13 protein-coding genes are annotated in these 14,431 nt (G+C 58.4%); 2 read left to right on the top strand and 11 right to left on the bottom strand.

The genetic code is table 11. The annotated features are described in order from the left end of the window. Positions 1-100: 100 nt before the first annotated feature. The 4 genes from FY528_RS03190 to FY528_RS03175 are packed head-to-tail and all read right to left on the bottom strand — an operon-like array spanning position 101 to position 4,178. Positions 101-2,098: a LysM peptidoglycan-binding domain-containing protein gene (locus FY528_RS03190; RefSeq protein ID WP_149069544.1), complete on the bottom strand. Its 1,998-nt coding sequence runs from the start codon at positions 2,096-2,098 to the stop codon at positions 101-103. Beyond that, positions 2,098-3,540, bottom strand: coding sequence for an Asp-tRNA(Asn)/Glu-tRNA(Gln) amidotransferase subunit GatA (gene gatA, locus FY528_RS03185; RefSeq protein WP_149069543.1), 1,443 nt, complete (start codon positions 3,538-3,540; stop codon positions 2,098-2,100). The genes FY528_RS03190 and gatA overlap by 1 nt, the downstream gene beginning before the upstream one ends. Positions 3,541-3,552: 12 nt before the next feature. Next, positions 3,553-3,942 (bottom strand): Sec-independent protein translocase subunit TatA/TatB, encoded by a 390-nt coding sequence (locus FY528_RS21720; RefSeq protein WP_149069542.1) that lies wholly within the window; start codon positions 3,940-3,942, stop codon positions 3,553-3,555. Between the two features lie 11 nt (positions 3,943-3,953). Beyond that, entirely contained in the window at positions 3,954-4,178 is a 225-nt protein-coding gene (locus tag FY528_RS03175; RefSeq protein WP_187631984.1) for a twin-arginine translocase TatA/TatE family subunit, read from the bottom strand. Between the two features lie 368 nt (positions 4,179-4,546). Between FY528_RS03175 and FY528_RS03170 the strand changes: the two genes are divergently transcribed. Continuing rightward, a complete protein-coding gene (locus FY528_RS03170; protein ID WP_187631983.1) occupies positions 4,547-5,443 on the top strand; it encodes a LytTR family transcriptional regulator DNA-binding domain-containing protein in 897 nt (298 codons plus the stop codon). A 310-nt stretch (positions 5,444-5,753) separates the two neighbouring features. Here FY528_RS03170 and FY528_RS03165 read toward each other — a convergent pair whose 3' ends face one another. The 7 genes from FY528_RS03165 to FY528_RS03135 form a co-directional block, all read right to left on the bottom strand. Next, positions 5,754-7,094 carry a murein hydrolase activator EnvC family protein gene (locus tag FY528_RS03165; protein ID WP_262383892.1) on the bottom strand — a complete coding sequence of 447 codons (1,341 nt, stop codon included), beginning with the start codon at positions 7,092-7,094 and terminating at the stop codon, positions 5,754-5,756. Beyond that, the gene (gene lolB1 / locus FY528_RS03160; protein WP_149069540.1) at positions 7,078-7,854 is read right to left on the bottom strand and encodes a lipoprotein insertase outer membrane protein LolB1; all 777 of its coding nucleotides are present in this window, start codon (positions 7,852-7,854) and stop codon (positions 7,078-7,080) included. The genes FY528_RS03165 and lolB1 overlap by 17 nt, the downstream gene beginning before the upstream one ends. After that, positions 7,847-9,643 (bottom strand): tetratricopeptide repeat protein, encoded by a 1,797-nt coding sequence (locus FY528_RS03155; protein ID WP_149069539.1) that lies wholly within the window; start codon positions 9,641-9,643, stop codon positions 7,847-7,849. The genes lolB1 and FY528_RS03155 overlap by 8 nt, the downstream gene beginning before the upstream one ends. 88 nt (positions 9,644-9,731) lie before the next feature. Continuing rightward, entirely contained in the window at positions 9,732-10,742 is a 1,011-nt protein-coding gene (locus FY528_RS03150; protein WP_149069538.1) for a sugar nucleotidyltransferase, read from the bottom strand. A 109-nt stretch (positions 10,743-10,851) separates the two neighbouring features. Further along, positions 10,852-11,286 (bottom strand): dUTP diphosphatase, encoded by a 435-nt coding sequence (gene dut, locus FY528_RS03145; RefSeq protein WP_149069537.1) that lies wholly within the window; start codon positions 11,284-11,286, stop codon positions 10,852-10,854. A gap of 76 nt (positions 11,287-11,362) precedes the next feature. Further along, positions 11,363-12,865 carry an oligosaccharide flippase family protein gene (locus FY528_RS03140; protein ID WP_149069536.1) on the bottom strand — a complete coding sequence of 501 codons (1,503 nt, stop codon included), beginning with the start codon at positions 12,863-12,865 and terminating at the stop codon, positions 11,363-11,365. A gap of 73 nt (positions 12,866-12,938) precedes the next feature. Then, a complete protein-coding gene (locus FY528_RS03135; RefSeq protein ID WP_149069535.1) occupies positions 12,939-13,727 on the bottom strand; it encodes an enoyl-CoA hydratase/isomerase family protein in 789 nt (262 codons plus the stop codon). 154 nt (positions 13,728-13,881) lie between these two features. Between FY528_RS03135 and mscL the strand changes: the two genes are divergently transcribed. Continuing rightward, positions 13,882-14,304 (top strand): large conductance mechanosensitive channel protein MscL, encoded by a 423-nt coding sequence (gene mscL, locus FY528_RS03130; RefSeq protein ID WP_149069534.1) that lies wholly within the window; start codon positions 13,882-13,884, stop codon positions 14,302-14,304. The last annotated feature ends 127 nt before the right edge of the window (positions 14,305-14,431 follow it).

The following is a 14,431-nucleotide window of genomic DNA, read 5'->3' as shown; positions in this document are numbered from 1 at the left end:
TCCTCGGATGGGCTATCTTTTTCGTGCACACAAATTTTCTAAAAGAAAATGGGAGCCTTGCTTGTGCAAGACTCCCATAAACATGTGGTTCACAGCAAAATTATCCCTGCACAATCAGCTTCTGGCCCGGTTTTACTTCATCCGAAGTCAGGTTGTTGAGTTTACGGAGTTTATCCACCGTCACGCCCTGGTAGCGCCGCGAGATATTGTAGAGCGTGTCGCCGGGCTGTACCAGGTGCACGCGGGGCGTGGGTAAAGCAGAGTGGGTAGAGCGTTTCGCAGGCGTCTGCACTGCCTGAGCCACTTCTGGGCGTGGCTCTGCTCCTGCGGGCATATCAGCGGGAGCCCGCAAGGTTAGCTTCTGCCCCGGCACAACCTGTTTAGATTCGAGCTTATTCCAGGAGGTAAGCTGGCCGACCGATACATTTTGCTCACGGGCAATTTTGGTGAGGTAGTCCCCCTTGCGTACCACGTACTCCGTAGGCAGGCTGTCGTCGGAGGAGGAGGCAACCGGCTGCAGATTTGCCACAACTTCAGGTTGCTTTTCGGCGGGTTCCGTTGGGCGCGGCTGACGGGTGATTTTGGTCGTCGGCTTTTTCGCGGCAATGGGGGGCGCAGATTGAGATACAGCGGGTGATGCGTCTTCTACTACAGCTGGTAAAGGCGTTTTCGCTTTCTCAGGAGCCGTTTCCTTGGCTGCCTTTGAAGCTGTAGCTACCGCGGGTAGTTGAGTGGGTACGCTAGGCCGAGCAGCTGCCGCAACTGTGGACACTGATTCGGCATCTACAGGCACGTACACAAAAATCTGCTGGTGAGGCGTCAGGTTCTGGCCGCGCCGCAACTTGTTCCAGCGCCGAATCTGGCTAGGGTCTACCTCGTAGCGAGCCGCTAGGCTAGCCACCGTTTCGCCCCGGCGCACGGTGTGCCGGGCCCGGCGGTAGCGGGGCTTCTCAGGCGCTGTCGCAGCCACAGCAGCCTGGGTGGAGTCGGGGGGCGGGAGCAAGGGGCTAACCGGCGTAAGCGGAGCCGGGGGCGGCAGCGTCACCTTGCAGAAATCAAGTAAGGCGGTCCGGTCTTGCACGGCCAGCTCGGTGCGCACGCACACTGGCACCTGCAGCGGATAATTCTGAAAATACTCGGGCAGATAGTGCTTACGCAACTCGGGATTATGGGCCAGAATAGCCGTCGAATCGAGGCCCACCGATTTCGCCAGCTTGTACAAATCCAGGGAGCGGCCCGAAATCAGCAGCGTGTCCGTCGGCTCCGGGTAGCGGTAGTGCAGGGCTGCATCGTGCAGGTTGTGCTCCTTGGCGTAGTTAAGCGTGTAGAGAATGGCCGTAAACGTGGGCACATAGTCGCGCGTCTCCTTGGGCAGGTATTTGTAGATAGCCCAGAAATTACGCTGTCCCCCCGCCCGGCGAATAGCCTTGTTCACGTTGCCCGAGCCGTAGTTGTAGGCAGCCAAGGCCAGCTCCCAGTCTCCGAAGTAGCGGTGCAAATCCCGGAGGAACTTGCAGGCCGCCTCCGTCGATTTCTCCGGGTTCATCCGTTCATCAATGAACTCATCACGACGCAGGCGCAGGTCGCCGGCCGTGGGACCCATGAATTGCCATAAGCCCACGGCGCCCACCCGGGAGCGAGCCTGGGGCAGCAGTGCCGATTCTACCACGGCCAAGTACTTCAGGTCCTGGGGTAGATGGTACTTGGCCAGATACTTCTCGAACAGCGGGAAATATAAGTTCTGCCGCTCCAGCACCCGCTGGGTGTAAGCCCGGTTACGCACCGTGAAGTAGTTCACGAAAGCCATAACCGTGTTGTTGAACACCAACGGCATCTCCGACTCGTAGCAGCCAATCCGGTCGGCTACCAGGTCCCGCATTTCGGGCGGAGTCTGGCGCCACACCAGCTTGGCTGAGTCGGGCGAAAAGGCGGGCTCGGCCACCAGCGAATCGGCGCGGAGTAGCTGTTGCTGGGCTTGTAGTGTATCGTCGGCACTTACCTGTCCGGGCTGTAGCACGGGCTCCGTTTGGGCCAGGGCCGGGCGGGCCGCAGCGGCCAGCAACAGAAGAAGGGCAGAGGTGCGCAACGATTTTTTCATCAGGACACGGTTGGGCTAACGGTTTCCGTGACAGCCTTGGCAAAGGCCAGCAGTTGCTCCTCGCGGAAGGCTCCGCTCAGAATCTGCAACCCAATCGGCAAGCCGGCGCTGTCTTCTCCATTCGGCACCGACACGGCCGGGACGCCCGCCAACGATGCCTGAACTGTAAAGATATCAGCAAGATACATAGCTAGCGTATCTTTATTTACATCGCCAATGTGAAAAGCGGTGGTAGGCGTGGTGGGCAGTACAAGGAAGTCGTACTGGCGCAACAGCTCATCGGTGGTGTCTTTGATAAGCCGGCGTACGCGCTGGGCCTTGGTGTAGTAGGCATCGTAGTAGCTGGCACTCAACACGAAGGTACCCAACAAGATGCGCCGCTGCACTTCCGGGCCGAAGCCCTTGGCGCGGGTCTTCTTGTAGAGCGACTCCAGATCCGTGGCATCGGGGGCGCGGTAGCCATACTTCACCCCATCAAAACGGCTCAGGTTGGAGCTGGCTTCGGCGGTGGTGAGGATGTAGTATGTAGGCACGATGTAGTCGAGGTAGGGGAAGTCGACAGCTTCCACTACGTGACCCTGCGAGCGGAACTGCTCCAAGGCATTTTCCGTGGCAGCTTTAATCTCGGGGTTCAACCCGGGCCGCTCCAGGCAGTCTTTGATATAGCCAATGCGGTAGTGCGGAGCGGGCTCCAGCTGCTGGCTGTAGGCGGGCACTTCCCGCTGGCTGGCGGTGCTGTCGAAATTGTCGGGGCCGGCCATTACTTCTAAAAGCAGCGCGGCATCGTCCACGGAGCGCGTGAGCGTACCAATCTGGTCGAAGGAAGAGGCGTAAGCCACGAGGCCGTAGCGGGAAATGCGCGAGTAAGTCGGTTTAAAACCAACAATTCCGCAGAAAGCCGCGGGCTGGCGTACCGATCCGCCCGTGTCTGAGCCAATGGAGGCTAAGCACATATCGGCCTGCACGGCTACGGCCGAGCCGCCGGACGAGCCACCCGGGACGCGGTCTGGGTCAATCTCATTGCGGGCCGGGCCAAAGTACGACGTCTCGTTGGAGGCGCCCATGGCAAACTCGTCGCAGTTCTGGCGGCCGATGAGGATGGCGTCTTCGTCGAGCAGGCGCTGCACCGCGGAGGCGGTAAACAACGACTTGAAGCCATCCAGGATGTGGCTGCTGCTCTGCAAGGCGTGGTCTTTGTAAGCCAGCACGTCTTTCAGGCCAATCACCATACCGGCCAGCTTGCCCGCCGTTCCGGCGGCCAGCTTGGCGTCTACGGCTTCGGCCTGGGCACGGGCCTCTTCGGGCCACACTTCCAGGAAAGCATTCAGCTGCGGATTTTTCTGGTTGATGTTATCCAGATAATACTCCACGAGCTGACGGCAGGTCGTAGTGCCTGCCGTCAGCTCGTGGCGAACTTCCGTGAGGGAGTTGAAGCGTCTCAAGACGAAAAGGGTTTAGTTCACTTGGTCGAGGCGGGGGCGCTCAGCGGCGGGCTGTACGGGAAGAGTAATACCCCCATCCATGGGCGGCGCGAGCGGGGTTTCGGCTACAGGCACTACCGGGGCCGCGGGGGCTTCAGTAGCGGCCGTGGCCGGGTACTGTGGCTGTTGAAACTGGGGTTGCTGGAACTGCTGCTGGTAAGGCTGCTGCTGGGGCTGGCCGGCGTTTTCAAACTCGCTCCGGATTTCCCGGGAAGCATCTTTGAACTCGCGGATGCCTTTGCCCAGGCCACGCGCCAGTTCCGGAATCTTGTTAGCGCCGAAGAAAATCAGGATGACCACCATGATGAGCATAATCTCACCACCGCCGAGGTCACCCAGGAAGAGAAACAAAGGAGTATGCATGGCAGAAAAGCTTAGTACCGGGGTTGGTTAGGATCATTGGGGTTGGCTGGCCGGTCGCGAAACTCCGGCTTCTCCTCTTTGGAGGCATCCTTGAACTCCCGAATACCCTGGCCCATCCCACGAAACAGTTCTGGAATACGCTTAGCCCCGAACAACAGAATAATGGCCAGCACAATCAGCAGGATTTCGGTGCCGCCGAGGCCGCCAATACCCAAAAACAACGAAGCAAACAGCATAAGAAAAGCCCAGGTGGGCGGGTTTGAAGTGGAAAGTCCCTTATACGCACAGCGGCGCTGCTTGGGATTGGTAAAGGTACCCGATAATTTTTTATTTCGGGGTCTCCCAACGCAGAACATGGGGTGCGGCGTGTGTGCTGAATCCAAAACCGCCCGGCGTTCCGTACGTACTTAACGGAGTTCAGTATTCGGGCGCTGGTTTGCTTGACTTACGTGCAGGTTAGCCGCCCCGGGAACTGAAACGCGCTTACCGTAATTACAGTAGTTCAGGCATACGTGTTTAGTGGGCTTACATTTTCCATCTTATCCCCCGTTCTATGGGAGTCAGGCCAGCTTCTTCCGCTACCGCGCTATCAGAAACTACCCTTATGCGCGTCGTCTCGGATGAGCAGCGCCGCCTGGATGCATTGGAGAACCAGCCCGCGTCAGAGGCGGCCCCAGAAGCTTCCCTGCAGGGCCTGACCCGGCTGGCAGCTCTCATTTGTGGCACTCCCTTGGCGCTGGTTTCGCTGCTGCCCACCGAGTATCAGTGGTTTAAGAATGGTTCGGATTCTGTATACTCCGCAGCAACGCCCCAGTCTAACCTTTTTTGCCAGCAGGCTTTGCAGAACCCCACAACTATCCTGGAAGTACCCGATGCTTCCCAGGACCCGCGGTTTAAGGACACTGACCTGCTCTTAGGCCATGCCAACGTCCGGTTTTGCGCTGGTGCCCCCTTAGTGAGCCCGGCCGGGCAGGCCTTGGGCACCCTGTGCACCATGCACACGGAACCGCACACGCTTACCCGGGAGCAACGGGAAGCGTTGAAGCTGCTGGCCCAGGAGGTAACGACGCACTTGGAACTGCGGAAAACCAATCTACGCCTGGAGCAGGAGAAGCAACGGCTGGATGGACTACTGCAGTTGGCCAACGACGCCCCACAGGCCTTGCTCACTGCCGGTCGCGACGAGGTATTTGTAAAGCACGAGCAGCGCCTCTTACGAATCAAGCTGGCGGATATCTGCTATCTGGAGGCCCTCGGCGACTACGTAAATATCTATACCTGGGCCGAGCGGCTCACGGTGTACACCACCATGAAAGACATGGAAGCCAAGCTGCCTGCAAAGGACTTTACGCGGATTCAGCGGAAGTATATTATTCGCTTGGCTTGCCTGCAGGCTATAGAGGGCGACGCCGTATTGGTAGATGGCCCAAAAGGCGCTGTGTACATTCCAATCGGAAATTCGTACAAGACGGGTTTGCTGGGTAGGCTAAATATTATTTGATTTGTCCCAAACCTTTCGGGGATAGTTACCGTTAAAAACAGTCATTCACCGAGGATTAATCAATATTTGGCGAATAGTTGGCTTCCGAAACGCCGGAATTTTCCTATCTTTCGCCTGTTATCGGGGGCTCCCTTTATTGCTTGCTGCCGCCAGCATGAAGGATAGACTGATAGCTAAGTTTGTTTTCATAGCTCAGAAAGGCACCGTACGCTGTACGGTGTTTTTTTTTTTCTTGAAGCTCAACCGTAAAGAAAAGGGCCCTTATCCTGTAATAGGATTTTTGTCAGCTAGGTCTCTGGGCGGGTTCCGGCTATTTGCGGCCCAGCCAGTTTTCGGGGTTCAGGTTAGCGCTGTTGCGCCACACCTGAAACTGCACCTCACTGGTCCCTTCCGAATCGGTATACACCGTCCCGATCTGCTGACGAGCCTGTACCGTCTGCCCTTCGCTGACCGATACGCTGCGGAGCTTGGCATATACGGTGAAATATTCGCCATGCTGCACCATCACAATGGTATTCATCCCCGGCACACTGGCTACAGTCAGCACTTTGCCCTCAAACACGGAGCGCACCGCCTCGCCCGAATTGGTTTGGATATCCACGCCGCGGTTTTCGATGACTACGTGTTTGAGCACGGGGTGCGGGTGCTTGCCAAAGCGCTGGGAAATAAACCCCCGGCTCACGGGCCACAGCAGGCGGCCGCGGTTATCGGCAAAAGAAGAGGAAAGAATAGCCGTTTCCGGCGTCAGCGTTACCCGGTCGGTACGCTCCACGGCGGCTTCACTTTCGGCCGTTTCGTTGCGGTTGGTCGCGCCCGGGCTGCGGCCGGAAGTGCTGCTGCGGCCAGCCGTATTTGACCGAGCGGCCCGCGCCGCTGCGGCCCGGGCAGCCCGCGCTATTTCCTCGCGTACCCGCTGGGCAATCAGGTTGTCGAGCCGGCGCACCGACTGTTGGCGCTTGGCCAGCTCCTGCTGCAGCTGTTGCTCTTGCCGGCTGAGCTGCGTAACTACCTGGTCTTGCTGGGTTTTGATAACGAGCAGGTTGCGGTTCTCACTCAGCTGAGTGTTGAGCAAGCTGGACTTCTGCTGGCGCTTGGCCGTGAGCCCCGTAAGCTGCTGGTGCAGCCGGGACTGCGTTTGACTAATCTCCGCGGCCTGGGCTTTGCGCACCTCGGCGTACTGGCGGACGTACTGCAGGCGCCGCACAAACTGGTTGAACGACTCGGCCGCAAACAGGAACATGATGCGGTTGTAGCTGTTGGCCGTCTTAGATGAGGCGTAAATCAGTCGGGCATACTCGGCGCGCAGCTGCTCCAGGTTCTGCTGGGTGTGCTGCACCTGCGTCTCCGTCTGGCGTACATCCGAGTCTAGGTACTTTAGCTCAGAGGATATGGTTTGAATGACGTTCTTCTGAACGGTGATTTTTTCCTTTAGCGCATTCAGCTGGCCCAGCGTGGCTTCTTTCCGCTGCTGGGTTTGCTGCAGAATGCGCGTGGTTTCCTGGATGCGCTTGAGAGCAGTGCGCTTCTCGCGTTCCAGCTGCGTGCGTGACTTGCTGGTGCGGCCCCGGCTGCGCTGCGCCCACGCGGGGCCGCACATCAACAGGAAGCCGATCAGCGCTAACGCCAGCCAGGCCTTACTTTTTCCGGGCATAATCTGAGGGCACCGAGAATGGAAAGGCAAGACGCTCTTTATCGACGTCTACGTTACGAAAGTTGATGGAAGCGGAGGAGGGCTTGGCCTTGGGCTGCTCAATCACCACGAGTAAAGCATTGGCAAACTCCTGGGGCAGGCGCTCCAGCGGCCGGAAATCGGAGAAGTCCACCGTAAACTGCAGCTGGGTGCTGTCGTCTTTCACGGCCAGCTTTTGCACCCGGCGCCGGGTGGTTTCCAGCAGTTGCTCCACCAGCAAGGCCTGTTGCTGGTACACTACTTTTTGCAGAGGCCCTTCCGTGCTCACGGTAGGGGAGGAGCCCGCCGGCGCGGCTACGTAGTTGCCCGCCAGCAACGCCTGCACCTGCTGAAAGGTGACGGGTACGTTGAAGCGCCGCCGCAACGCGGTGAAGTTGCCCGCAAAATACTCCCGATGCAGCCGGTCAATTACCTGCACGGAGTCGGGAGTAATGTGGGCCCGCATCACTTCGCCAATTACCGGCGCGGCTATGGAAAGCCAGATGAGGCTATCCTTGCGCATGCGCAGCGTGAGGGTAACGTTGGGAAGTTTGTCGCCGCCGGTTTCAATCTGGGCCTTGGCTTTGGCCGACAGATACCGGAAATCCAGGTTGGCAGTGTTGACGGCATCCTCGACCTTCGGCGCTTCTGCCCGCGACTGGGTAGGAATGGCTTTGCGGGTACAGGCCCCCAGTACAGCCATGAGCAACCCTATTACAAGCGGGGCGCAGCGTTTATTCATACAGTTTTCGGTCTTTAATCTTGCGGTCAATCAGCTTGGAAGCGCCTCCCTGGCGCTTGGCCTGCTGCCACTGTGCATGCGCCCCGACAATATCGCCAAGTTGATATAAAACGTCGCCATAGTGCTCCGTTACGGTGCCATCTTTGGTGGTACGCAGCGCCTTCTCCAGTTGGGTGCGGGCACCAGCGTAGTCCTTTTGCTTGTACAGCACCCAGGCGTAGGTATCGAGGTAGGTGTCGTTATCGGGGAACTGCTTTACCAGCTTGCTGGCCATGGCTTTCGCTTTGTCGAGCTTTTCACCGCGCAGGGACAGGTAGTAGCTGTAGTTGTTGAGCACCTGGGCGTTGTTGGCATCAAACGCCAGCGCCGCCTCATACGCGGCATCCGACTTCACAAAGTCTTTCAGCTCGTGGTAGGCGTCGCCCAGTTGAGTGTCAAACTGAGCCTGCAGCTCGGGGTTGTCGGCGGCCAGCTTGCGGCCATATTCCAAGGCTTTCACGCCCTTGGTAGCATTCTTGTTGAGCAACTGGGCTGCCCCGTTGAAGTACCAGAACACGGCCTGGTTCGGGAAGAGCTCCAGGGCCCGGTCGGTGTGCACCAGCAGGGAATCGGTTTGCCCCAGCTCGGCGTCAATGCTCACGACTTGCTGCCAGAGCTGAAACTTGGAGCTGTCGAAGCGCAGGGCTTGCAGGTAGTTGTCCCGGGCTTCCTTGCGGTGTTCGGTCAGGGCCTGGATGTCGCCGGCTACGGCGTAGGCTTTGGCTTCCTTGGGGTGGACTCGCGTGGTAATGGCCGCTAACTCCAGGGCATTCTTCTCCAGGGTTGGGTTGGGAAGCTGCTTGATGAAGTCGACGAGGATACGTACTTTCTGGTCGATGTCCAGCCCCGGGCTTTCGAAGGCCTGCTTCAGGTAGCGCTGCGACTCGACAGGGTTGTTCTGCTGCCGGTACACGTCGGCCAAAATCATGTGGGCCTGGGCGTTGCCAGGATCCTGTTGTAGGGCTTGGTTGGCAACCCGAATAGCGTCGGGGAGCCGGTTGTTGGCCGCGTACATTTCGGCCTGGGCCAGCACATAGCGCACTTCGTCGGGGTTGGCAGCAATTAGCGACTCACCTTCCTTGAGGGCTTGATCGAGCTTGTTCTGGCGCAGGTAGATCTGCTGGCGCTTAAACGAAACTTCATCCAGCGCCCCAAACTGCTTTTCGGCCTCATTCAGGGTGGTTAGTGCTTCGTCGAGCTTGTTCTGAGCCAGATACAGGTCGGCCAGATTAAAGAGGTAGTACCCTGAGTCGGGCACGTTTTTGATTAAGGTTGTATACACCTGCGCCGCCGCGTCGAACTGCTTTTGGGAGGCGTAGATCTGGGCCAGCAGCAGGTAGTAGTACGCGTTTTTGCCATCAAGCTGAATAGCCGTGTTGGCAAAATTAGTGGCATCCTTCAGGTTGCCGGTGAGCAGATTGGTTTCGGCAATCTTGTAGTTGATAGCCGCATTGTTGGGGTTGATGCGGTAGGCCGCCAACAGCCGTTCGAGGGCCTTGGTGTAGTCCTCGAGCAGGGCAAACTTCACCCCCTCCACGAAGTAGGACTCACTCAGCTCCCGCTCTTTTTCCGTCAGCTCCCGCATTTGCTGGCGCGCTTCGGTTACGGCTTTCTGGTGCTTTAGCTCCCGCCTTTCTTTGCGCGTGAGCTTGCGCCGCGGCGGCTGAGCTACGCCCGCCGCTTGCGACCAAGCCTCGGGGGCAAGGAGCAATACCAAGGCCAGCAGAACAACAGCGCGAAAACGGAACATGGGGAGAAGAGGAAAAACAACGAAACGTAACGGCCACGGCAGCCCAGGAAGGGGCCTGTATAACACTGCCGTGGCCGAAAAGGCTCCGTCAAACGCGCAGGTTGTTGTAGTCGCCCAGGCTCAGGTCGGCCGGCGTGCCAGTGAGCGTGGCGTGGTTGCCAAGCATGGAGTTGGTCACGTTGGCGTGCTGCACCGTGGCCGACTGCTGCACAATGGAGTTGGCTACCACCGAGTCGCGCACCGTCGACTGGTTGCCCAGGGAAACGTGTGGCCCTATCACTGAATTGTGTACTACCACGCCTTCGCCGATGTACACGGGCGGAATTACAACAGAATTGTGCAGCTGCGCCGACGACGATATCAGCTCTTCGCCGCGTTCCTGCAGGTACTCCAGGTAGCGCTGGTTGGTGTACACGGTAGCATCCTTGTTGCCGCAGTCGAGCCACTCCGTCACACGGCCGGGCACGAAGGTGGTACCCTTGTTTTTCATATTCTCCAGGGCATTGGTGAGCTGGTACTCGCCCTTGTCCTTGATGTCGTTGTCGAGCAGGTACTGCAGCTCCTCACGCAGGTAGCCCCCGTCCTGGAAGTAATAGATGCCGATAATGGCCAGATCCGAAACAAACTCCTGGGGCTTCTCCACAAAATCGGTGATACGGCCCTGCTCATCGAGCTTCACCACGCCGAATGGTTTGGGGTCATCCACGCGCTGCACCCAGATGGTGCCGGGTACAGAGGAATCGAGGGTGAAGTCGGCCTTGAATAGTGTATCGGCAAAAGCTACTACCACCGGGCCCGTCAGGGCTTCCTTGGCGCACAGGATGGCGTGAGCCGTACCCAGCGGCTCGTCCTGGTAATGAATAGTGCCCTTGGCTCCAATGGAGTCGGCAATGGCCAGCAGGCTTTTCTCTACTTCCGCCCCAAAGCGGCCCACAATAAACGCCACTTGGTCTACTGGTTCGCCGCACACTTTGGCAATATCCTCTACCAGCCGCTGCACAATGGGCTTGCCGGCAATGGGAATAAGCGGTTTAGGTACGGTAAGCGTGTGGGGGCGCATGCGTTTGCCCATACCGGCCATCGGAACGATGATTTTCATAGAGTGGCTGAGTTTGAAAAGCGGAAAAGTAAAAGTATGTGTGGGTACGTACTACTGGAAAGGGGCGCTTGGGTTACACACCCGGCCCCATACGCCCTCTGTTTGGGAGCTACTGCACGCCGGTACTGCCGTAGCCGCCACTGCCGCGGGCGGTTTCGCTCAGTACTTCAGCGGGCTGCCAGTCAATAACTTCGTGGCGAGCCACCACCAGCTGGGCAATTCGCTCCCCGTCCTGCACCAGAAAGTCGGTGTCAGAGAGATTGACGAGCAATACCTTCAGCTCGCCCCGATAATCGGCATCGATGGTGCCGGGGCTGTTGACGATGCCGATGCCGTGCTTGTACGCCAAGCCACTGCGGGGACGAACCTGCACTTCGTAGCCTACCGGAATTTCGAGGAAAAGACCCGTAGGAATAAGGGCGCGTTGCAGGGGCTTCAACGTAACGGCCTCTGCGAGGTTGGCGCGCACGTCGAGGCCAGCCGCGTGGGCCGTCTGGTATTCAGGTAGCGGGTGGTGAGAACGGTTGATAATGGGAATGAGCATGCAGCAAATGTATTGATTACAACCCCACAAGCTGCCAGTGCCCGCGGAGAAGTATGACGTTATTGCCGATACTGGCCTAGCCCCGCACCAGGCGCTGCGGCTTTTCCACCAGCACCAGCGCCGCTACGAAGGCCAGGCTGAGCAGCAGGTGCCACCCGTGGCGTAGCCAGTAGGCCTCGGGCTGCACCAGCCACCCCAGCGCCACCAGCGCCACCGCTGCCAGCAACCAGAGAAGTAGCCGCGCCACGGGGTAAGGCACGGGGAAATGCCGCTCGCCCAGCCACCAGCAGATAGCCGCCATCGTAAAATAGCAGGCCAGCGTAGCCAAGGCCGAGCCCATGTAGCCCAGCACCGGAATCAGCAGGAAGTTGAGGCCAATGGTAAGCACGGCCCCGGCGCCGCCAATATACGTGCCGTAATAGGTTTTATCGGTGAGCTTAAACCACACCGACAGGTTCCAGTACACGCCCAGAAAGAGGTTGGCCAGCAGCAGCACCGGCACTACGGCAATGCCCTGTCGGTATTCGGGCCGGCGCAGAAACGCCCAGGCAAAATCCTCAATGTTCAGGCTGATGAAAACAAAGATAACGGCGCAGCAAAGTGTAAACCACTTGAGGACCAGGGCAAACGTTCTGGGGGAATTCTTTTCGGTGCTCTGGGAGAAAAAGAAGGGCTCCGCGGCGTAGCGGAAAGCCTGGATAACCAGGCTCATGAAGATGCTCAGCTTGTAGCAGGCCCCGTAAATGCCCACCGCCGTGAGGCTGCTCTGGCCGGGATAGAAGTTCTTGGGCAGCCACTGGGGCAGCAGAATCCGGTCCAGGGTTTCGTTTACCATCCCGGCCAGGCCCATCAGCATAATCGGGTAGGCGTAGCGCAGCATGGCGGCCAGGGGCGTAGCGTCCAGCCGAAACCGGAAATCCAGCAGCTCCCGGCTCAGGAGCAGCAGCGTAAAAGCACTGGCCGCCAGGTTCGACAGGAAGACATACCCAACGCCGATGGATGGGTCGTATACTTGGGTTACCAGCGGCTGTAACCCGACCAAGTACTTGCCCGCCAGCACATCGGGGCAAAGCACGATGAAGAACAGGTTCAGGCCTACGTTCAGCAGGATGTTGGCCACCCGGATGGTGGCAAAGCGTCGGGCCTGGTTTTCGAGGCGCAGGCGGGCAAATGGAATAGCCACCAGGGCATCCAGCCCCAGGATCAGGGCCAACCAGATGGCGTACCGCTCCCGGCCGGGCGGCAAATCCAGCAGCTGCATCAGCGGCCGGGCCAGCAGCACCAGCAGCCCTGTCAGGACCACGGTACTCACTACTACCTGGCTCATCACCCGGTCGTAAAGCAGGCGGCGGTCGGCATCCGGGCGGTTGGCAAAGCGGAAGAATGTCGTTTCCATCCCGTAGGTGAACACGATGTTCAGAAACGAGACGTAGGCGTAGAGCCCCGTCACAATGCCGTATTCGGCTGCCACAAACCGGGCCGTATAGATAGGCACCAGCAGGTAGTTGAGTACGCGTACCAGAATGCTGCTGATGCCGTACACGGCCGTTTGACTGGCCAGCTTTTTGGCGACGCTCAAATGCAGAAGGAAATCAGGTGAACAGAGAAGAAAGGCGGCCACGTCCCATTTGGCCGGTTGTGTTTACAGCCGACTAGCGGCCCGTAAATACGGCCGGGCGCTTTTCTAGAAAGGCACTGGTGCCCTCCCGGAAATCGTCCGAATCGAAGCAGCGGCTGAAGGCATTGGCTTCGGCCTGATAGCCTTGGCGCTCTTTGTCGTAGGCCGCATTCACGCAGTCGATTACCAGCCCAATGGCTATTGGTGCCTTGCTCAGGATACGGGTGAGCAATTGGCGGGTGAAATCCAGCAGTTCGCTTTGCGGCACTACGTGGTTGACTAGGCCCAGGCGCAGTGCTTCGTCTGCTTTGATAATGTCGGCCGTCATGAGTAGCTCCAGGGCTTTGCCTTTGCCAATCAGCTGCGGCAGGCGCTGGGTTCCGCCATATCCGGGCACCAAGCCCAGGTTGACTTCCGGCTGGCCGAAACGGGCATTTTCGGCAGCTATCCGAAAGTGGCAGGCCATAGCCAACTCGCAGCCCCCACCCAGGGCAAAGCCATTGACGGCAGCAATAACGGGTTTGGTGCTTTCTTCAATCAGGGCAAAAGCTTCCTGCCCAAACTCCGCGGCCTGGCGGCCGGCCACATCGTCCAGCACCGTCAGCTCGGCAATATCGGCGCCGGCTACAAAGGCTTTTTCTCCGCTGCCGGTGAGGATAATGCCGCGCACCTGGGCATCGTTCAGCGCCGTTTGCATGGCTTCGCGCAACTCACCTATGGTGGCGTTACTCAAGGCATTAAGCTTGGTAGGGCGGTTAATGGTAAGCGTCAGAATGCCGCTGGCCGCGTCGAGGTCGTAGAGCAGGTTGGCGAAGGAGGGCATAGAAGCAGAAGATGGGTGAGGAATGGACGGGCGCAAAGATAGAGTAAAAGGCCACGTCCGGTGAGGGCGCCTGAATAGGCTACCGTGGGGTTATTGAAAAAACATCTATATTCAGCCGTAACATCTTCTAACCATCTAAAACCACTGTTCGCGTATGGGCTTCGTCTCGGAATTCAAGGAGTTTATTTCGAAGGGCAACGTGCTGGATCTGGCCGTGGGCGTCATCATCGGGGCCTCCTTCGGGGGCATCGTTAAATCACTGACCGACGATATCCTCATGCCGGTGCTTACACTGCTCACGGGCGGCTTAGACTTCAAAGACTGGTTTATTGCTCTGGATGGTAATTCCTACAAAGACCTGGCGGCTGCCAAAGCGGCCAGCGCCTCTACCTTGAACTACGGGCTGTTTCTTAATGCTGTTATTGCCTTCCTACTAATGGCTTTTGCCATTTTCTGGCTAGTAAAACTGGCTAACCGCTTTAAAAAGCCCCAGGAAGTAGTGGCCGTAAACGACCCAGGGCCCACCAAAGAACAGGTGCTGCTGATGGAAATCCGGGACGCGCTGAGGGCCCGGTAGCCCAAGCTACGTCACCAGCATAAGCGCGGGGGCCTGATGTACGCGTGCTTTGTCCGTAAGGCCGTGCTTGTCAGGCGAGTGAGTTGCAAGAAGGGATGTGGAAGTCCTAAAATTTGAACTACCTTCG

Origin of the sequence: Hymenobacter lutimineralis, assembly GCF_008271285.1 — a bacterium.
GTDB lineage: Bacteria > Bacteroidota > Bacteroidia > Cytophagales > Hymenobacteraceae > Hymenobacter > Hymenobacter lutimineralis.
This window is presented reverse-complemented; position numbering and strand designations above follow the sequence as displayed.